This window comes from Pseudarthrobacter sp. L1SW (assembly GCF_020809045.1).
GTDB lineage: Bacteria > Actinomycetota > Actinomycetes > Actinomycetales > Micrococcaceae > Arthrobacter.
Genome location: NZ_CP078079.1, coordinates 2,226,080 through 2,246,120 on the forward strand (window position 1 = coordinate 2,226,080; position 20,041 = coordinate 2,246,120).

Sequence of the window (20,041 nt, forward strand, 5' to 3'; positions counted from 1 at the left end):
TGCTGTCCTCCCAGCGTGGGCCGCGCGGCGGTGGAAACGCCAGTGCCAAAGGCCCCGGCGGTGGCACTGGAGCCGGCCGTCCCGCCTTGGTAGCTTCAACGGATGGGCATCAAACTTGAGAACGTGGGTATCGCGGTCCGCGACCTGGAAGCGGCAATCGCCTTTTTCACGGACCTGGGGCTCACTGTCGCCGGCCGTGACACGGTCAGCGGCGAGTGGGCCGACACCGCGGTCGGGCTTGACGGGAACCATGCAAAGATTGCGGTGCTGCAGACCCCGGACGGTCGTGGCCAGCTGGAGCTCTTCGAATACATCCATCCCGAAGCAATCGAGACGAATCCAACCCGTCCCAACGAGATCGGCATGCACCGCGTGGCCTTCTCGGTCGACGACATCGACGCAGCGCTTGAGACAGCTGCGAAGCACGGATGCCATCCGCTGCGCGGCGTGGCGACCTACGGTGACACCTACAAACTCACGTACCTCCGCGGCCCCAGCGGAATCCTCGTGATGCTGGCCCAGAAGCTGGGAAACGGCTGAGACCGGAACCGGGACCAATGGCTCTGCCTGCGGCCTGCGCCTGCCGCCCATAGTTAACGGCAGGGAAGCACCCTCCGCTGCCAGTAGTCCGGAAGCCACGGACTGCGCAAGAGTTAGGAAGAGTCCATGAACCAGCCCAAAGACGCCGCCTCCGAGGCCCAGGCACTCCAGGCGGTGGAACGGCATCATTCCCACATGCTCAAGCAGCTCAACGGGCTGGTGGCCCTGCTGATGGAAGCGGTTGAGGCAGGTGATTCCGGCGCCGAAGGAACAGCACAGGCAACGTTGTTGGACTGGTGCGACAGCGAGCTGATTCCCCACGCCCTGGCCGAAGAGGGCCCCTTGTACAGTGGACCGCGCGGCACACCGGAGGGGCGGCTCCTGGTTGAGGGCATGCTGGCCGAGCACCGCGTCATCGTGGACCTGGTGGAGGAACTGCGTACGTCCAGCGGGCTGTCCGCGGTTGTTGCCGGCGCTGCCATCCAGCGCATGTTCGCCATGCACCTGGACAAGGAAAACCGCCTCCTCATGCCCTTCATAGCCGACTCCCCCGGGCTTTCCCTGGCCGAAGCGGTCAAGGGCCTCCACGAACTGACCGGAGAAGGCAGCGGGCACCACGCGGAAGCCCACGACGGCGGCGCGCACCAGCGGTGACCTGCCCGGCGTACCTACTTCCCGCCGTCGGCCTCTGCCGCTTCTTTTGCATAGCCGCGCTCTTCCTCCGGGGCGTGCACCACCAGGACAGGGCAGTGGGCGTGGCTGACGCAGGCTGAGCTGACGGAGCCCGGGACAAAGCCGCTGTGCCCGCGCCGTCCAACGATGAGGAGCGAGGCGTTCCGGCTCCCCTCGACCAGGAGCTCGCCGGGTTTCCCGCGCACCAGCCGGGTATGGACATGCAAAGGCCGCTCGGGGCCGAACGCGGCTGTGAGCGCCTTCTCCAGCGACTGCTCCGCAGCATATTCAAAACCTTCGATACCCACCACGAGGTAGAGCCCGAAGCCGGGTGGAACATCCCAGCATGCCCAGGCCTCCACCGTCGCTTCGAGGGGCCCGGCCAAAGCATCGGCCGTCCGGAGGGCCGCAACCGAGGCGTCGGAACCATCCACGCCCACAATGATTTTGGGGTGCCGTTCGTGGGCATCCATGATGTGGGCTCCATTCTGTTTGGCCTGTTCCAAGATTGGACAAGGTTCGGCTGCCGGAATAGGGCCTAAAGTCACAGTGGGGCCGCCGGCCAACCGTTGGACCAGCTGGTGCTGGTGCAGTCCTTGCCGAAAAAGCGCCGTTGTATGATCATGACTCCAGACTTTGGTCCCTTCCCGCCAATCTGTGCGGAAGGAAGAATAGGCCTAAGCCCTTCGCAGGGGCTGCCTCACACAGCAGTGGGTGCTTGGTCCTTATGAACATGGGAGCGGTTAAGTGCGTATGCATGAGTCAGGCCCGGAAGGTACTGCAGATCCCCGCGAGCCTTTGCGCGTGTTCATCCTCGATGACCACGAACTTGTCAGGCAGGGCCTGAAGGACCTGCTTGAGGGTGAAGGGTTCGTGGTGGTCGGCGAAAGCGGTTCGGCGGCGGAGGCCACGCGGCGCATCCCGGCCCTGCAGCCGGATATTGCGATCCTGGACGGCCGGCTTCCGGACGGCACCGGGATCGAGGTCTGCCGGGATGTGCGCTCGTTCGATCCCCGCCTGAACTGCCTGATCCTGACGAGTTACGACGACGAGCAGGCCATCCGGGGAGCAGTGCTGGCAGGCGCGTCCGGTTACATCCTCAAGCAGATCAGGAGTGATGACCTGCTGGCAGGGATCCGCAAGGCTGCCAGGGGCGAATCGCTGTTCGAGCCCGGTGTCAAGGAGCGGATTATCGCCGGCCTGTCCAAGACCCCGACAGACCCGCGCCTGGAGGCGCTCAGCGCGCAGGAGAAGAAGGTCCTCACGCTGATCGGGCAAGGTCTGACGAACCGCCAAATCGGCGAGGAACTCTTCCTCGCCGAGAAAACCGTGAAGAACTACGTTTCCTCCATCCTGGCCAAACTGGGGTTCGAGAGACGCACGCAGGCTGCCGTGTACGTAACCCGGAACGCGCAGGACGCGCAGTAGCCGCCGGCGCTTAAGCGCAGGGCCGGACCGTTCGGGTTCTGCTGGATCCGGGCCTGATTATTGGCGGTGGGCGGACCAGGTTATCCGGGTGCCGTCCCCCGGAGCACTCTGGATAGCGCAGCTGCCGCCCAGCAGCTCCGCACGGTGCCGCATGTTTGCCAGGCCACTGACCCGTGCAGGCTCGGCAAAACCGCAGCCGTTGTCCGTGATCACCAGCTCAACCTGTTTTTGGGTGACGGAGATGGTGACGCGGATTTCGTCGGCGCCGGAGTGCCGGGCAGCGTTGCTCAGTCCCTCGGAGAGGACGGAGAGCAGGTGGCCGGCGATGTTCTCCCGGACGGCATCGTCCACGGGCCCGGCAAAAGCGACTTTCGGCGCCACGGCGTAGCTCCGGGATGTCTCCTGCACCACCTTCAGGATGCGGCCCGTGAGCGGTTCATGCTCGTGTTCGCCCGTGCGGAGGGAGTAGATGGTGTCCCTCAGTTTCCTGATGGTGTCGTCGAGTTCTGACGTGACGACGGCGATACGCTCGTGGGCGACCGGGTCCAGGGTGTAGCGGCGAAGGCTCTGGATGCTCAGCCCCGAAGCGAACAGCCTCTGGATAACAAGATCGTGCAGGTCACGGGCAATCCGCTCCCGGTCGGTGAACAGGAGATTCTGTTCCCGCAGGGCGTGGACGCGGGCCAGGTCAAGCGCGAGCCCGATCCTGCTGCCGAAAAGCGAGCTGGACTCGACTTCGGCCTGGTTGTAGGCAGCCGAGCCCACCGGCCGGGCGAGCAGCAGCACGCCGTTTTCACTGTTGCTGTGGCCAATGGCGCAGACCAGCACCGAACCAAGCTTTTCCGCCACCTCGTCCTCGAAGACCAGCTGGGGGTCCCGCGCCACAAGCGACTCCCCTGTTTCGATGACCCGGGAGACGACGTCGGACGCCGCAATTTCCTGTCCCGCCTGCAGGCCCTGCACCCCCAGGCACGCCCTGCACCGCAGGACGCCGTCCCCGGCGGGAACCGCAATCACGGCAAGCGCTGAATCCGACACCCGCAATGCAGTTTCGGCAACAAGATCGAGGTTTTCCTCAGTTTCCGGGTGCGGTGTCATGATCAGCCGGCTGCTCAGCTCCATGCCGGCCTCCAGCCATTTCTGGCGCCGCTTGCTGTCCTCGAAAAGGCGGGCATTCTGGATGGCCACGCCCGCTGCGGCAGCCAAGGCGACCGCGAGGTCCTCGTCCTCCGGCGTGAAGTCCTGTCCGCCGTCCTTTTCCGTCAGGTAGAGATTCCCGAACACTTCGTCCCTGACACGCACGGGTACGCCCAGGAAGGTCTTCATTGGCGGGTGGTTCCTGGGAAAGCCTGATGCTATGGGGTGCTGGCCCAGGTCGTGCAGCCGCAAAGGCCGCGGCTCGCGGATCAGGAGCCCCAGGACGCCATGCCCGGTCGGCAGGTCCCCGATGGACCTGATTTCGTCCTCGTCAATCCCCACGGTGATGAAATGGCTCAGGCTGCGGTCCTCGGCGATGACCCCCAGCGCACCGTACCTGGCGCCGACAAGTTCGCAGGCGGACCGCACCAGCCGGTCCAGCACGGCTTCCAGGCTCAAATCCTCGGCAAGGGCCACCACGGAAGAGAGGAGTCCGTTCATCCGTTCCTGGGTCTGCAGCAGCTCATCCGCACGGGCAACAAAATCGCGCAGGAGGTCCTCGGCCCTTTCCTTCATTGGAGAGCGCCACGGCTCAGTACTCACGTCCGACCTCCTGTGACAGTTACCCGCGACGCTGCGGGCCCAGCAGCATTCCAATCGTCCGGGCCGGTTGGTTCCCCCGGAAACACCACTTCACCTGAGCACGAAGGGATGTCTTGGGACCAGTCTAGAAGACAAAGTCAAGGCCTGAAATGCCCCATTTGGAGCGTAGATCAACGCAGGCGGCCTTCGGAGGAACGGTCCGGGACCTTCTTCCCTAGCCGGGCGGGATTCCCCGCTTTAGGCTACGGCCATGGATACAGCTGCGACGGAACCGGAAGCCGAAAGCCTCGGCGTACATGACTGCTGGAGATACCTCCGGTCAACCTCCCTCTGCCGGATGGCCTTCACGCGTGGCGACACGGTGGAAATCTTCCCGGTGAACTACGTGCCCAGCAACGGAACACTGCTGATCCGTACGGGAGAAGGAACGAAGTTGGACGCCGTGGCTGAACGCAGGGTGGTGGCGCTGGAGGCCGATGGGCTGAACCAATACGGCACCATCGCCTGGAGTGTGGTGGTGAAGGGCCACGCAGTGGCCGTCACCGACGCCGAGGAATTCCAGGACGCCGCCGACGCGGGCTTGTCGCCCTGGCAGGCGGGACCCAAGAACAGCCTTATCCGCGTAACACCCGAGGAAATCACCGGACGGAGGTTCGTGATCGCTCCGCCAACCCATTGGTGGGCTCCGCAGGAACCGGCCGACAGGGCCTGACGCGCATCCTCACCGCCGGACCGACAGTACCAAGGAAGGTAACCCATGGACGCAACCAAGCCCATCGCCGTCGGCATCATCGACTCCTCCCCCTCGAACGCCGCCTTGCTGTGGGCGGCCGCCCGCGCCCGCCGGCTCAAGCTGCCGCTGGCAGTCCTCCATGTCCTGGATGACCGCTGGATGGCAGGCGAGGCGCTGGACGCCCTCCCCTATATTGACGCCCTGCGGAACTCCGCGCTGGACATGCTGAAGGAGGCCGGGGAACGCGTACGCGCGGCAGAACCCGACCTCCAGGTAACAACCGAACTCCTGGAAGGCAGCGTCGGGGGTTCGCTGGGCGACTATTCAAAGAACGCGTCCATGCTGGTCCTGGGCAGCAGCGGCCACTCCCGCGCCGCACTGACGGACCGCGCACTCCAGGCGGCCGCCACCGCAGAATGCCCGGTGGCGGTCATTGGCACGAACCAGGGCGGCGGCCAGGGCGTCGTGGTGGGCGTGGACGGATCAAGGGAGTCCACCCAGGCCGTGGCCTTCGCGGCATCTGAAGCTGACGCACTGGGCGAAGAACTCACCGTCCTCTACGCCTTCACCGGCCCCAATCGCTGGATCAAGGCCGGACTGCCGTCCAGCAGTTTCGCCGAGCACGTGGTGGAAGAGGAACAGATCGTGCTGTCGGAGACAGTGGCCGGGCTCCGCCAGGACTATCCCGGCCTCGTGGTGCATGGAGTCCTCGAAACTGTCCTGGAACCTGCCGACGCCCTGGTGCAGGCCGCCGCCAACGCAAGGATGCTGGTCCTGGGAAGCCGCGGCAGGGGCGGCTTCGGGAGGCTGCTCCTGGGGTCGACGGCGCATGGTGTCCTGACCCAGCCTCCCTGCCCCACCGTCATCACACGGCTGAAGAAGACCCGGCACGAAAAATGACCGGCGGAACCCTGCCAACGGCGTGATGTATGAAGCCCGGGAAAGCATCGAACACCAACCGTCCTCCAGCGTTCCCGGGGGCCGGCGGCGGCGCGACGGGCTTACCTCGGCTGAGGTCCTGGAGCGAACCAGCGCAGGACGGGGCAACAGTGTCCCGGGGACAACAAGCCGCAGTCTCTGGGAGATCGTCCGCGCGAACGTCCTGACCCTTTTCAACGGCATCGTGGCGGGGTGCTTCATCCTGCTGTTGGTGCTGGACCAGTGGCGGGACGCGCTTTTTGGCTTTTCAGCCCTCGGGAATTCCCTGATCGGCATCGTGCAGGAATACCGCGCGAAACAATCCCTAGACCGGCTGGCCATTCTCCACGCGGCGGAGAGCAGGGTGGTGCGGGACGGCCGGACGCAGCAGGTCCCCGCGGACGCCCTGGTTCCGGACGACATCGTCCTGCTCAGCGCCGGGGAACAGGTCAGCGCGGACCTCCGCCTCCTGGACGGAGGGTACGTCGAGGCGGATGAGTCCTTCCTGACCGGAGAGTCCGAACCCGTGTCCAAGGCCCCCGGGGCGGTGCTCCTCTCCGGGTCGCTGATCATGGCAGGCAGTGGCCGTGCGGAGGTGGTCCGGGCTGGAGCGGACACGTTCGCCAACAAACTCACGGCTGAGGCCAAACGGTTCTCCCTGGTCACGTCCGAGATCCGCTCGGGCCTGGACAAGGTCCTCCGTGTTATCACCTGGCTGCTGCTGCCCACCGCGCTACTTGTGGCCAACGCCCAGATCCAGAACGCGGGCGGCTGGGAGGATGCCGTCAGTTCCGGAGGCTGGGTACCCGGCACCCTGGGGCTGGTGGCCAGCATCATTTCCATGATTCCGCTCGGCCTGGTCCTGCTCACCAGCGTCGCCTTCGCCGTCGGCGGGGTCCGGCTGGCCGGCCACATGGTCCTGGTGCAGGAACTGGCGGCCGTTGAGGTCCTGGCGAGGGTCGACGTCCTGTGCCTGGACAAGACCGGCACCCTGTCCTCCGGTTCCATCGCCTTCGAGGCCGTGCACGACGCCGGCACCCCACCAGTCGAGGGGTGGCGGAAGGCGCTGGAGTGGTTCGGTGCGAAGGAGGAAGCCAGCACCACCGCCAGGTCCATCGGTGAAGCCTTTCCCGCAGCGGACCTCCTGCCTGCGGCCGGCTCCGTTCCGTTCACGTCGGCCCGGAAGTGGAGCTCCGTGACGTTCCCGCCTGGCTCCGGGGCTGCCGGAACCTGGGTCCTGGGAGCCCCTGATGCCGTCCTCGGGGAATCGCCCTCCCGCGCCGGCGCCCACAGGCTCGCCGCAGCGTTGGCCTCCACCGGGCGGCGGACCCTGGCCTTCGCCCACCTGCCGGGCTCCATGCCCGCAATCGGGGAAGACGGCAGGCTGCCCCCTGGACTGGTGCCGGTGGTGCTGCTGACCTTCCGTGAGGACATCCGGAAGGACGCACACAGGACCCTTGCCTACTTCCGGCAACAGGGGGTCACCCTGAAGATCATTTCCGGTGACGATCCGCGCACCGTGGCGGTCCTCGCGCGCGAGGTGGGGTTTGGACAGGGCCCGGCCTATGACGCCCGGGAACTGCCCACCGACCCCGCCATGCTGGAGGAGACCATGGAGGGCAACCACGTGTTCGGAAGCGTGACTCCCGCCCAGAAGCGCGACATGGTCCAGGCCCTGAAGCGGCGCGGGCACACGGTGGCAATGACCGGAGACGGCGTCAATGATGTGCTTGCCCTGAAGGACGCGGATCTGGGCATCGCCATGGACACGGCGTCACCGGCAACCAAGGCCGTGGCGCGGCTTGTCCTCCTGGACGGGCGATTCGACAGATTGCCCGCCGTGGTGGCAGAGGGCCGCCGCGCCATCAGCAACATCGAGCGGGTTTCCATGGTGTTCCTCAGCAAGACGGTGTACATAACGCTGATCTCGCTGGCTTTCGCGCTGCTGCTGTTGCCTTTCCCGTTCCTTCCGCGCCAGCTGTCCGTGCTCGATGGACTGACCATCGGCCTGCCGGCGTTCTTCCTGGCGCTGCAGCCCAGTGCGCAGCGCTACGCACCAGGGTTCCTTAAACGCTCCCTGGCCTTCTCGCTGCCCGCCGGCCTATGCGCAGCGCTGTGCGTACTGGCGGTCAACGCCTACGCACGGCTGGGCGGCCAATACAGTGCCGGGGCTGCCCAGTCCGCCACCGTCATCACCCTCGCCCTGATCGCGGCATGGGTCCTGGTCATGGCCTCGCGCCCGCTTAACTGGATCAAAACCCTCATCCTGGCCGGCATGTACGGCGGCCTGGTCCTGCTGTTCACCGTCCCGCCCGTGAAGGACTTCTTCAGGCTCGACTGGCCTCCCCCGGACCTGTTGGCGGCCTCCGTCATGGCAGCCGCGGCAGGAAGCCTTGCCATCGAAGGAGCAGGCTACTTCCAGCGGCGAGTGGCCGGCCGGCCAGGGGATGGCTGACGGAACATGACTTTTGGCTCTGTCCGGGCCCCGCCGGCCCATGCAACGGTTGTAATCCGACGGCAAGAGGAGGAACAGGTGCTCGCTTGGTGGGTGGACCGCCCCGGCCCCGTCTCTACCCGCCCCCTGGGCATGGGGATCCGCGAAGACCCCAGCCCCGGACCCAACGAACTGCTGGTTGATGTGAGCGTCTGCGGCATCTGCCGCACGGACCTGCACCTCACCGAAGGGGACCTCCCGCCCCGCCACCCCCGCGTTGTGCCGGGGCACGAGGCAGTGGGCGTGGTGGTCCGGAGCGGGCCGGGCTATTCCCGGTTCACCCCGGGGGACAGGGTAGGCGTCGCCTGGCTCGGCGGTGTCTGCGGTACCTGTGCCTACTGCCGGCGCGGAGACGAAAACCTGTGCACCGCCCCCGTCTTCACCGGATGGGACAGGGACGGCGGCTACGCCCAGCAGCTCACGGTCTCCCAGGACTTTGCCTACCCCATTCCGGATGTGTTTACCGATGAACAGGCGGCACCCCTGCTGTGCTCAGGGATCATCGGTTACCGCGCGCTGAAGCGGGCCCGGGTGCCTGCCGGCGGGCGCCTTGGCATCTACGGGTACGGCAGCTCCGCCCACCTGACCGCGCAGTTGGCCATGCACCAGGGGGCGTCCGTTTTCGTCATGACCCGCTCGGCGAAGGCCCGTGCCCTTGCCCGCGACCTCGGCGCAGAGTACGTCGGCGGCGCCTACGACGATCCGCCGGTGCCCCTTGATTCGGCCATCCTCTTCGCTCCGGTAGGCGACCTCGTGCCTGTGGCGCTCCGGGCCCTCGACCGTGGCGGAACGCTCGCCATTGCCGGCATCTACCTGAGCGACATACCGGCCCTGAACTACCACGACCACCTGTTCTACGAGCGCCAAGTGTGCAGCGTAACCGCCAATACCCGTGAGGACGGCCTGGAGTTCCTGTCGCTCGCAGCCGCAATTCCGCTGGAACCGGCCACCACCGTCTATCCCTTTGAGGCCGCAGGAAGCGCGCTGGCGGATCTCGCTGCGGACAGGATCACCGGTTCCGCCGTTCTCCGGGTCCGCGCTGGGCAGGCAGCACGCCACGGTGGGACCTTGGACTCTGGAACCTTCCCTGCATGAAGCGGATGGTGGTAGTGCCGGGTAACCAGCTGACCCGGACCAACCTGAGCAGGAGGCAAGAATGACCGAGCTGATGAAGTGGTTTGAATCCCGCCGCTCCCCCATGGACGTGATCGAAAGACTGTTCGAGGGCGAGGCGGGCACTTCCGCAATCCGGGTGGAGGAGATGGTGGACGGCAACACCCTGGTGGTGCGGGCGGAGCTGCCCGGCATCGACCCGGAAAAGGACGTGGACGTGACAGTGACCGACGGCGTGCTGTCCATCAGGGCAGAGCGGCAGGAAAAGAAGGAGCACAAGGACAAGGACAGCTACCGGTCCGAATTCCGCTACGGTTCCTTTGTCCGGCGGCTCCCGCTGCCCCGCGGCGTCCAGCAGGGCGACGTCACAGCTTCCTACAAGGACGGCGTCCTGGAAGTCCGTGCTCCCCTTCCGGACCAGGGCCAGGGACCCGCGGCGTCGAAAATCCCGATCAGCAGGGGTTAATGGTTGGCGCCTGGCCCTGCTGCGGGCCAGGCTCCCCACCCGGCGGTCAGCCGAACAGGATAGCCGCCTCCCTGTACCGTTCCTCGGGGACCACCTTCAGGCTTCCAAGTGCGAGCTCCAGGCCCACGGTGACAATATCGGTGCCCCGCAGGGACACCATGGTGCCCCACTTCCCGTTGGCGGCCGCTTCGACGGCGGCCATCCCCAGCCTCGTTGCAAGCACCCGGTCATAGGCCGTCGGTTCCCCGCCCCGCTGGATGTGGCCCAAAACGGTGGCCCGCGTTTCAATGCCCGTCACTTCCTCCAACCGCTTTTCCAGCAGGCGGCCGACGCCGCCAAGCCGCGGGCGCCCGAAGGTATCGAGGCCCCGGGGAGCGTAGGGTGCCTCCTGTCCTTCCAGCGCGAATGCCTCTGCCACCACCACCAGTGGCGCCCTCCCGCGCTCCCGCGCGGACAGGACCCAGGCGGAGATCTGGTCCAGGGAGACTGGATGCTCGGGAACCAGGATGGCATGGGCGCCGGTGGCCATGCCCGCGTGGAGCGCAATCCAGCCTGCATTGCGCCCCATGACCTCCGCAATCATGCACCGGTGGTGGGACTCCCCGGTGGTCCGCAACCTGTCGATTGCGTCCGTTGCCGTTTGGACTGCCGAATCAAAACCAAAGGTGTAGTCCGTTGCCCCGAGGTCGTTGTCAATCGTTTTGGGCACGCCCACCACGTTGATGCCCTGGTCCGACAGTGCTTTCGCCGCCGCCAGGGTTCCTTCACCGCCAATGGCAATAAGGCCCTCCAGGCCGTTGCGCCGGAGGCTGTCCCTTACCGCGTCAACGCCGCCGTCCTTGAGCGGATTGGTGCGGGAGGTTCCCAGGACGGTTCCGCCAAGCCGGGACAGTCCCCGGACGCTGGGGCGGGGCAAGGGAACAACATCCTGTTCCAGGACTCCCCGCCAGCCGTCGCGGAAACCCAGGAACCCGTAACCGTGGGCAACGTCGCCGCCCAGGACGGCTCCCCGGATCACGGCGTTCACCCCTGGGCAATCGCCGCCGCTGGTCAGGATGCCGAGTTGCTTCATCATGCCGCCGATCCCTGTGCCTGCGCCGGCAGCCGGAAACTCCGGGCCTGCCCGGCCGGGAGGGCCGTGTCCCTGCCGTTCACGCGTACCCTGATAGGGTCCGCGTCCCCTGGGGCGGAGGCCAGGTGCATGCGTCCGTCCCTGAGTTCAACCTTGAGGTGGTGTCCCCGGTAGCGCACTTCAAAGGCGACAGCCCGGAGCCCCCTGGGCAGGTTGGGTGCGAACACAATGGTGTCGCCGCTGAGCCGCAGTCCCGCGAAGCTGCGCTGGATAACGTCGATGGATCCAGCCATCGCGCCCAAATGGATTCCTGCCCGTGTTGTGCCGTGCTGCGTATCGTCGAGGTCGGCGTCGAGAGCCTCCCGGAAACTGTCCCATGCACGGTCCGCATCCACCGCCGCCAGGACGGAGGCGTGCGCCACGCGGCTGAGCGTGGATCCATGGGCGGTCCGGGCAAGGTAGTACTCGATGGTCCGGTTCAGCTGGTCCGGGGTGAAGGCGTAGCCGAGTTCGGACAGGAGGCTGATGAGTCCCTCCTGGCCCAGCAGGTAGGGCAGCATCAGGACATCTGCCTGCTTGGCGAGCTTGTAGCGGTTGGTTTCGTCCCCCTCAGCCTCCAGGATCAGGTCCAGCCGCTCGATGCTGTCATAGGCCTCGCGGTAGCGGTCCCAGTCGAGTTCCTCCAGTTGTTCGTAACCGGCGAACTGGCTGATGACGCCGTCGGCGTGGAACGGCACAAAGAGTGCCCTGCCCACCAGCTCCCAGCCGGCAACTTCCTCGCTGGTGATGCCGAGGCGGTCCATCAGCCCGCCCAGTTCGTTGCCCTGGACAATTGAGACAATCTCAGCGGCCCGGAGGCACGCCCAGGCAGCCATGACGTTGGTGTAGGCGTTGTCATCGAGTCCCGGAGCAGCGCTGCCCGGATAACCCGTGTGGTACTCATCGGGCCCCACGACGCCGCGGAGGTGGTAACGGCCGGTGTCCTGGCTGTGCTCCGCCCGGGACGAGAAAAAACGGGCAACGTCGATGACCAGTTCGGCGCCCCTCCGGAGGAGCCAGGCTTTGTCACTTGTGGCCTGGTAGTACTGCCAGGCGTTGAACGCCACTGCCAGGCCGGCGTGCAGCTGCATGTGCGAATGGTCCTTGACCCACCGCCCGGACCTGTCGTTGTAGAGCCATTTCGGAGTCTCCTCCGTCCCGTCGCTGCCGCTCTGCCAGGGAAACTTCGCACCCGCGAGCCCCTGGATGGAGGCGGCGTGACGGGCCGCGGGAAGCCTGCGCCAGCGGTAGTCGATGAGGGACCGGGCAACATCGGGCGTCCTGGACGTCAGGAGGGGCAGCACAAACAGCTCATCCCAGAAGACGTGGCCCCGGTAGCCCTCGCCGTGGAGCCCGCGGGCGGTAACTCCCGCATCAAGCTCGGCCGTGTGGCGGGTCAAAGTCTGCAGCACATGGAAAATGTGCAGGTTGAGGACCAGGCGCACCTGGACCGGTGCGTCGATGTCCACCAGGAACGGACGCAGTTCACGCCGCCAGGCCTCCTGGTGGGCAGCCAGAAGGGCTTCGAAGTCATCATCGGACCGCTCCAGGACTGCGCGTGCAGCCGACGCCGGGGAGGAAATCGCACGGTCACGCGAGGTCACAACGGCCACGGCCTTGCTGATCCTCGACGGCGCCCCGTCGACGAGCGGAACCTGGAACGTCCGGAAGTGGAAGGCACCCTTCCTGCCGGGGTGTCCCGCGCCCTGCGCCCCGGCGGCCCCGGTGCGGAATGCGGCAGCTATCCGGACCAGGCTTTGCGTCGTTTCAGCCTCAACGACGGAAATGTTGTCCGGAGGGGACTGCAGGGCGCCGCTTCCAGGCCCGGTCCGGTCCACCAGGTGGGTCCCGGGGCCGGCCCCCTGGCCGGGAGTGTTCGCGTTCCTGACGCCGGCATTGATCCCGCTGCGGACGTCCACTGAACCGCTCCAGCCCAGCGGGGTGACCTTCATTTCCAGGGCCAGCAGGTGTGGTTCGGCCATGGACACGAACCGGGTCTGGACCACTTCCAGCCGCCGCTTGTCGGCAGCTTCCAGCAGCAGCCGCCGTTCCAGGACGGCCCGCTGGAGGTCCAGGGTGCGGCGCTCGCGGAGGACAGTCATTCCTCCCGCCGACCACCACTGTCCCGACCCCAGCCGAAGGTCGACGGGAAGGCAGTCAGGAGCATTGACCATGTGTTCTTCCACGAGCACTTCACCGGCCACTTCAGCGGTTACACGGTTGTACACCCCCGCCAGATACATGCCCGGGTACCGGAAGCTTCCACCTTCCGGCGCCGCGCCCCGCACGCCTAAGTAGCCGTTGCCAAGGGTGGTCAGCGCTTCGCGGTGCCCCTCGTGGCCGGCGTCAAAACCCTCGTAGACCAGCTGCCAGGGATCACCCACCACGAGGCCAAGGTCCAGTTCACCCACGTCATTGAGGACTGAACGGGCTCCGGCGGCCTCAAGCTCCCGCCGGGTACCGTTCCGGTCGATTCCCACCACCAGCCCGAATCCGCCCCGGTGCGCCGCGAGTACCCCCGCCACCGAGTCCTCGATAACCACTGCGTGGGACGGCGATACCCCCAGGCGGAATGCGGCGGCCAGGAAGACGTCAGGGGCCGGCTTCCCGCGGAGGCCCAGGTTGGCCGCAGCGGTCCCGTCCAGGATGACGTTGAATTTGCCCGGAATACCGGCCGCGTCCAGGACGGAGGAGGCGTTGCGGCTGGACGTGACCACACCGGTGGGAACACCGGCGTCGGACAGCCTTTGCAGCAATTGCATTGTCCCCGGGTAGCTTTGCACCCCTTCCCGCCTCAGGTGCTCGAGGAAAAGGCGGTTCTTCAGGGCACCCAGCCCAAAAGCCGTCCAGGTGCCCGGCTCGTCCCGGTCAGATCCCCGGTCAACCCTCACGCCCCTGGAGGCAAGGAACTTCAGTACGCCTTCCTCCCGGGGAAGGCCGTCAATGTACGTGCGGTAGTCGGCTTTGGTGAGGGGGGAACGGTCCGCGGCTGCGGGTATCCGCGGATCCTGCAGGATCTGTTCGAAGGCCTCTTTCCAGGCGGCCTGATGGACCAGTGCCGTGTTGGTGACCACCCCGTCCAGGTCGAAGATGACGGCGTCAAAGGGCGGCTTGGCGGCAGCTGCGGTGGGCGACGCGGTCATATGACAGTGCTATCAGCCGGCCACCCGCCCGTGACAGTGCCGTTAGGCCTGTCTGCCCAGCCGACGCTCGGCTGCGGCGATGACGGGCAGGGCCTTCAGGAACGTGTCCGGGTTCAGCGAGATGGAATCGATGCCCTTGCCGATGAGGAACTCGGCAAGATCCGGGTGGTTGCTGGGGCCCTGCCCGCAGATACCGATCTTGATGCCGGCGGCATGAGCCTTATCGATGGCCTGGGCAATCATGGCACTGACGGCGGGGTCCCGTTCATCGAACAGCCCGGCCAGCTGTTCGGAGTCGCGGTCCACGCCCAGGACCAGCTGCGTGAGGTCATTGGAGCCAATGGAGAAGCCGTCGAACCGTTTGGCGAACTCTTCCGCGAGCACCACGTTGGAGGGTATTTCGCACATCATGTAGAGCTGCAGCCCGGCGCTGCCCCGCACCAGGCCGTGCTCCGCCATCGCTTCGATGACCAGGTCGGCCTCGTGCAGGGTGCGGCAGAAGGGAACCATGACGATGACATTGGCGAAACCCACTTCTTCCCGCACGCGCTTCAGGGCTTTGCATTCCAGGGCAAAGCCCTCACGGTAGTGCTCGCTGTAGTAACGCGAGGCACCCCGGAAACCCAGCATCGGGTTTTCCTCCGCGCTTTCAAAGTAGCCGCCGCCGATCAGGTGGCTGTACTCGTTGGTCTTGAAATCGCTGAGCCGGACGATCACGGGTTTGGGATGGAACGGCGCCGCAATTTTGGCGATTCCGGTGGCCAGGACGTCGACGAAGTACTCCCGGGGGTCCTGGTAGCCGCTGGTGAGCTTCCGGATGAGGGCCGCCTCCTCCGGATCGGTCACCCGCTCCGGGTGCACCAGGGCCATCGGGTGGATGCGGATGAGGTTGTTGATAATGAATTCCATCCGGGCAAGCCCCACCCCGGCAGCCGGCAGGCGCCACCACTTGAATGCTGCGGCCGGACTGCCGATGTTCACCATGACATCGGTGCCGGTGGCCGGAAGCGCCTCCATGTCCACCTCGTCCACAGCGTACTCCAGGAGTCCTTCGTACACGCGGCCTTCTTCGCCTTCCGCGCAGGACAGGGTGATGGGGGCACCGTCCGGGAGCGCTTCGGTTGCGTTGCGTGTTCCGACGACGGCGGGCACGCCCAGTTCCCGGCTCACGATCGCCGCGTGGCTGGTGGGCCCGCCGTGGTCCGTGACGATGCCGGCGGCACGCTTCATCACCGGAACCCAGTCCGGGTCCGTCATCCGGGTCACCAGCACCGAGCCGTCCACGAACGACTCGATGTCCTTCGCGTCCCGGATGACGCAGGCCTGCCCGTTGGCGATCGCATCCCCGATCGCTGCCCCCGAGGTCAGCACCCGCCCCGGCTGCCGGAGGTGGTAGGTGCGGAAGGTCGAACTGCTGCGCTGCGCCTGGACTGTCTCCGGCCTCGCCTGCACCATGAACAGTTCGCCCGTTATTCCGTCTTTGGCCCATTCCATGTCCATCGGCCGGCCGTAATGCTCCTCCACCGCGGTGGCCCAGCGCGCCAGCAGGACCACTTCCCGGTCGTTAAGCACCAGGGTTTCCTGCTCACGTTCCGTGGTTTCCACCATCCGGGTCCTCGCGTTTCCCCCGTGGCTGTAGACCATTTTGCGTTCCTTCGCGCCCAGTTCCCTTTCGATGATTGGGCTGAAGCGGTCATTGGCGAGCAGCGGCTTGAACACCTGGTACTTGTCCGGGTTGATGGTTCCCTGCACCACTGTCTCGCCCAGGCCCCAGGCGGCGCTGATGAGCACTGCCTGCGGGAAGCCGGACTCGGTGTCGATGGAGAACATGACCCCCGAGGCGCCAAGGTCCGAGCGGACCATGCGCTGGACCCCCACGGACAACGACACCTCAAGGTGGTCATAGCCCTTCATCTCGCGGTAGCTGATGGCGCGGTCTGTAAACAGCGAGGCGTAGCAGTTCCGGCAGGCTTCGAGGACGGCGCGCTCCCCGGCCACATTGAGGAAGGTCTCCTGCTGGCCCGCGAAACTGGCGTCCGGGAGGTCCTCCGCGGTGGCGCTGCTGCGGACGGCGACCGCCGCCTCTTGCTGGGCGGCGCGGCGGCACAGGAGGCGGTAGTGCTCCCGGATTGCCTCTCCAATGCTTTCCGGGAAGGTTGCCGACAGGAAAAGTTCCCTAATGGCCGCGCCCGCCTGGCGCAGGGTGGCCCGTCCCGCGCGGCACTCCTCGATGTAGGCCCTGATCCGCGGCTCCAGGGCGTTGGCTTCCAGGAAGGCGCGGTAGGCGGCGGCGGTAGTGGCGAACCCCTCAGGGACCCTTACTCCGGCAGAACGCAGGGACCGGCTCAACTCGCCCAGGGAGGCGTTCTTTCCGCCCACGGACGCTATATCCCCTATTCCCGTATCTTCGATCCACATGACATGGACATCGGCAAGGGGGGTTGCGGGAGCAGTCATGCCTTGATTCTGGGCCGTGGCGGAAGAAGCCGGGCAGAGTCTTTGGTCCCGAGCCCCGCCCCTGCCGGGAATGCCCCGTTCCGGGCAAACACCCCAGGCAAACGCCCCGGGCCGGGCACCTCACGCCCAGGGGCACGTACGGTCACGTGTGGCTGGCGCGTCCCCTGATGCCCTTGTAGGCCCAGTCAGCGGCGAGGACTGCGGGCACTGCGGACAGGGCCACGAGGAGTCCGGCCGGCGTCGGCGGGGCCTGCCCCAGCACGGCGGCGAGCTGGGGAATGAACAGGCAAGCCGCCAGCACAGCCAGTTCGGCCACGATGGCCCATGCCAGGAGCCTGTTCGTGCCCCAGCCCAGCTGCCAGGGCGGCATTGTCGCGCTTCGGCAGGCGAAGGCGTTGGCCAGCTGGCCCAGCACCACGGCCGTGAAGGCGGCACCTGATGCGGCGAGGAGCAGCCCGGGATCCGGCGCTTCGCCGCGGGCCCAGCCGCCACCGAAGAGCACCGCGGAGAAGGCTGCCATTTCAACGGCCGCCTCCACGGGGCCCAGCACGCAAAAGACGCGCACCATCAGCTTCCGGTCCATCAGGTGCCGCCGTTCCGGCGGCCGGGCCAGCACGTGCTTGCCGGGCTGTTCGGCGCCCAGTGCCAGGGCCGGCAGCAGGTCGGTGCCGATGTCCAGGGCAAGGATCTGCAGGACGCCGAGGGCAAGGGGAAACTGCCCGCCGGAGAGCGCCCAGACAACAAAGGGCGTCAGCTCTGCCACGTTGTCCGTGAGGTGGTAGGTGAGGAATCTGTGGATGTTGGCGTAGGTGGCCCTGCCCTGCTCAATGGCAGCAACGATGGTTCCAAAGTGGTCATCGAGGAGGACCAGGTCCGCAGCTTCGCGTGCAACGTCGGTGCCGCTCAAGCCCATGGCCACCCCGATGTCCGCCTCGCGCAGGGCCGGGCCGTCGTTCACCCCGTCTCCGGTCATGGCCACCACGTGTCCCCGGGACTGCAACGCCTTGGCAACCCGCAGCTTCTGCTCCGGGGACACCCTGCTCACCACCACGCCGTCGCGGTCCAGGAGAGCGCCCAGCAACTGTTCATCGTCCGGGAGGTCCGAGCCTTCCAGCACCCGTTCCGGAACCCCCATCAGGCCAATCTCACGCGCGATCGCCGCCGCCGTCCCGGGGTGGTCGCCGGTGATCATGGCGACTTTGAGCCCGGCATTGCGGGCGGTCCGGATGACCTCGCCCACGTCGGGCCTGGGCGGATCATGGAGCCCGATCAGGCCCAGCAGCTCCAGGCCGCGTTCGAGGTCCTCCGCGGGGCGGGACTCCCAAAGGTCCGGCGCGCCCTCCAGCTTCCGGCGCGCCACGGCGATGACACGCAGTCCGCGGGAGGCCATCAGGTGGACTTGTTCCTCCAGCGCTCCGGACGCGGGGCCACACAGCGGAAGTACCGCCTCGGGGGCACCCTTGCAGTACAGGTCCTGTCCCACGATCGCCGATTCCCGCCGTCGTACGGGATCGAAGGGGAGCCGGCGCGAAGGCGCCCTCCCCTCACCCGCTGTGCCCGTCAGCCGCCGTGCCAGCACGTCGATGGCCGCCTCCATCGGGTCGCCCGAGGCCCGCCACTGCCCTTCGTGCAGTTCAACGCGGCCCTGCGAGGCGGCGCGGGCCGCGAGCGCAGTTTCCGCGGCTTTGTCCGTTCCCTCCCCCTGGGCCGTCCCTTCGGGGCTGTACCCGTCACCGGCAATCTGGACCTGTCCGCGCGAGGTGAAGACCTCCACGGCGTTCATCCTGTTCTGGGTGAGCGTGCCTGTCTTGTCTGTACAGATGAACGTGGTGGAGCCGAGGGTCTCCACGGCCTCGAGGTTGCGGACCAGCGCGTTGCGGGAGGCCATGCGCTGGGCGCCCATCGCCAGTGACAGTGTCACGGTGGGCAGCAGGCCCTCCGGAACCAGGGCAACGGCCACACCGATGGCGAAGAGGAAGGAATCGCGCCACTGGATGCCCACCAGCAGGGATACCAGGAAAAAGAGGGCGGCGATGGCCAGGGCGACAGAGGCCACCACGCGGACAATCCGCCGCAGTTCCAAGGACAGCGGAGTGGGTGGGGACACGGCGCCGCTGGTCAGGAGGGCGATCCCCGCCAGCCGGGTCCTGGCGCCTGTCGCGGCGACGGCGGCCTCGGCGTTGCCGTTGACCAGGAACGTTCCACCCCAGGCAGGATCGCCGCCCACTTTCGGCACCGGCTCGCTTTCCCCCGTCAGCATCGATTCGTCCACGGTGCAGGACGCTGCAGTGACCAGCGTGACATCGGCGGGGATGCGGTCTCCTGCGGCCAGGAGCACCACGTCGTTGACCACGAGTTCACTGGCATGGATTTTCCGGACGCGCCCGTCGCGGCGCACCAGGACGTCCGCGGGAAGCAACGCCCGCAGTTTGGCCGCCGCGTGCTGGGCGCGTTCCTGCTGGATGTGGGCAAAGACGCCGTTGACAATGACGACGACGATAATCGCCACGCCCAGTTGCGGCATGTCCGCGAGGAAGGCCAGGCCGGCCGCGCACCACAGCATGAGGGCGAAGAAGTGTGTCAGCTCCCCCCAGAGTTTCCGCCACTGCGGTACGGGTTTCTCGGCCGGAAGGAGATTGGGCCCTGCCTTTTGCAGGAGTTCCGCGGCCTGGACCGAGGTCAGGCCAGCCGCGGTCATCACACGACGTCCGCCTCCTGGCCCACCAGGAGCACCGGGCACACGGACCGTGCGGCGCACGCCTTGCTGACCGAGCCCATGGTGGTTCCGAGGAAACCTCCCTCACCGTGCCGGCCCACCACCAGCAGCTGCGCGCGCCGGCTCTCTTCCACCAGGACCTTGCCCGGCGGCCCGAACTTCACTGTTATGCCGATGTCCTCGGGCCGGTCGCCGGTAAATGCACGCCCCAGGGCTTCGTCCACCAACCGGCGGGCAGCATCCTCCAGCCTCGCCGTGAACTGGCGGTCGGCGCCTTCAAGGTGGGGCAGCACCAGGTAGTCCGGCATGCCGATGCAGGTGATGACCTCCAGCCGGGCGCCGAGGCGGGCCGCCAGGGTGCCCGCATACCTCAGGGCTGCCGAAGAGAATTCCGATCCGTCGACGCCCACGATCACGGGCTTGGATACTGTTTCTGCTTTCATATCCACCACACTCCCTACTGCTGCAGGCCATGGGAAGGGCCGAAGGTCATGCCCGCCCCTGCGGTGT

The 20,041-nt window shown here is 66.7% G+C and carries 15 protein-coding genes; 8 read left to right on the forward strand and 7 right to left on the reverse strand.

The features are described 5' to 3' along the window. The first annotated feature begins 102 nt into the window (after window positions 1-102). Together KTR40_RS10215 and KTR40_RS10220 are read left to right on the forward strand one after the other, a co-directional pair. A complete protein-coding gene (locus tag KTR40_RS10215; protein ID WP_228403556.1) occupies window positions 103-540 on the forward strand; it encodes a VOC family protein in 438 nt (145 codons plus the stop codon). A gap of 126 nt (window positions 541-666) precedes the next feature. Next, entirely contained in the window at window positions 667-1,194 is a 528-nt protein-coding gene (locus KTR40_RS10220; protein ID WP_228403557.1) for a hemerythrin domain-containing protein, read from the forward strand. Between the two features lie 14 nt (window positions 1,195-1,208). Here KTR40_RS10220 and KTR40_RS10225 read toward each other — a convergent pair whose 3' ends face one another. Continuing rightward, a complete protein-coding gene (locus KTR40_RS10225) occupies window positions 1,209-1,685 on the reverse strand; it encodes a universal stress protein (protein WP_228403559.1) in 477 nt (158 codons plus the stop codon). A 331-nt stretch (window positions 1,686-2,016) separates the two neighbouring features. Here KTR40_RS10225 and KTR40_RS10230 point away from each other — a divergent pair, with 331 nt between their 5' ends. Continuing rightward, window positions 2,017-2,640 (forward strand): response regulator transcription factor, encoded by a 624-nt coding sequence (locus tag KTR40_RS10230; RefSeq protein WP_139029377.1) that lies wholly within the window; start codon window positions 2,017-2,019, stop codon window positions 2,638-2,640. 57 nt (window positions 2,641-2,697) lie between these two features. Here KTR40_RS10230 and KTR40_RS10235 read toward each other — a convergent pair whose 3' ends face one another. Continuing rightward, complete coding sequence (locus KTR40_RS10235) at window positions 2,698-4,353, reverse strand: GAF domain-containing protein (RefSeq protein WP_228406099.1); 1,656 nt, start codon at window positions 4,351-4,353, stop codon at window positions 2,698-2,700. Window positions 4,354-4,630: 277 nt separating this feature from the next. Between KTR40_RS10235 and KTR40_RS10240 the strand changes: the two genes are divergently transcribed. The 5 genes from KTR40_RS10240 to KTR40_RS10260 all read left to right on the forward strand — a co-directional run bounded on the left by KTR40_RS10240 (window position 4,631) and on the right by KTR40_RS10260 (window position 10,104). Continuing rightward, window positions 4,631-5,092, forward strand: coding sequence for a pyridoxamine 5'-phosphate oxidase family protein (locus KTR40_RS10240; protein ID WP_139029379.1), 462 nt, complete (start codon window positions 4,631-4,633; stop codon window positions 5,090-5,092). Window positions 5,093-5,137: 45 nt separating this feature from the next. Then, window positions 5,138-6,013 carry a universal stress protein gene (locus KTR40_RS10245; protein WP_139029380.1) on the forward strand — a complete coding sequence of 292 codons (876 nt, stop codon included), beginning with the start codon at window positions 5,138-5,140 and terminating at the stop codon, window positions 6,011-6,013. Between the two features lie 25 nt (window positions 6,014-6,038). Continuing rightward, window positions 6,039-8,486 carry an HAD-IC family P-type ATPase gene (locus KTR40_RS10250; protein ID WP_228406101.1) on the forward strand — a complete coding sequence of 816 codons (2,448 nt, stop codon included), beginning with the start codon at window positions 6,039-6,041 and terminating at the stop codon, window positions 8,484-8,486. Window positions 8,487-8,564: 78 nt separating this feature from the next. Next, window positions 8,565-9,620: a zinc-dependent alcohol dehydrogenase family protein gene (locus tag KTR40_RS10255; protein ID WP_228403561.1), complete on the forward strand. Its 1,056-nt coding sequence runs from the start codon at window positions 8,565-8,567 to the stop codon at window positions 9,618-9,620. Window positions 9,621-9,681: 61 nt separating this feature from the next. Then, on the forward strand, window positions 9,682-10,104 hold the full coding sequence (locus KTR40_RS10260) for an Hsp20/alpha crystallin family protein (protein ID WP_228403563.1): 423 nt from the start codon (window positions 9,682-9,684) through the stop codon (window positions 10,102-10,104). A gap of 46 nt (window positions 10,105-10,150) precedes the next feature. Here the strand turns inward: KTR40_RS10260 and KTR40_RS10265 are convergent, their stop codons facing one another. The 5 genes from KTR40_RS10265 to KTR40_RS10285 all read right to left on the reverse strand — a co-directional run bounded on the left by KTR40_RS10265 (window position 10,151) and on the right by KTR40_RS10285 (window position 19,974). Then, window positions 10,151-11,176 (reverse strand): 6-phosphofructokinase, encoded by a 1,026-nt coding sequence (locus KTR40_RS10265; protein ID WP_228406102.1) that lies wholly within the window; start codon window positions 11,174-11,176, stop codon window positions 10,151-10,153. Continuing rightward, window positions 11,176-14,358, reverse strand: coding sequence for an HAD-IA family hydrolase (locus KTR40_RS10270; RefSeq protein WP_228403565.1), 3,183 nt, complete (start codon window positions 14,356-14,358; stop codon window positions 11,176-11,178). The genes KTR40_RS10265 and KTR40_RS10270 overlap by 1 nt, the downstream gene beginning before the upstream one ends. Window positions 14,359-14,400: 42 nt before the next feature. Continuing rightward, on the reverse strand, window positions 14,401-16,815 hold the full coding sequence (gene ppsA / locus KTR40_RS10275; RefSeq protein ID WP_228403566.1) for a phosphoenolpyruvate synthase: 2,415 nt from the start codon (window positions 16,813-16,815) through the stop codon (window positions 14,401-14,403). 142 nt (window positions 16,816-16,957) lie between these two features. Continuing rightward, a complete protein-coding gene (locus KTR40_RS10280; protein WP_228403568.1) occupies window positions 16,958-19,513 on the reverse strand; it encodes a cation-transporting P-type ATPase in 2,556 nt (851 codons plus the stop codon). Then, the gene (locus tag KTR40_RS10285) at window positions 19,513-19,974 is read right to left on the reverse strand and encodes a universal stress protein (protein WP_139029386.1); all 462 of its coding nucleotides are present in this window, start codon (window positions 19,972-19,974) and stop codon (window positions 19,513-19,515) included. Before KTR40_RS10285 ends, KTR40_RS10280 begins: the two co-directional genes overlap by 1 nt. Window positions 19,975-20,041: the final 67 nt, after the last annotated feature.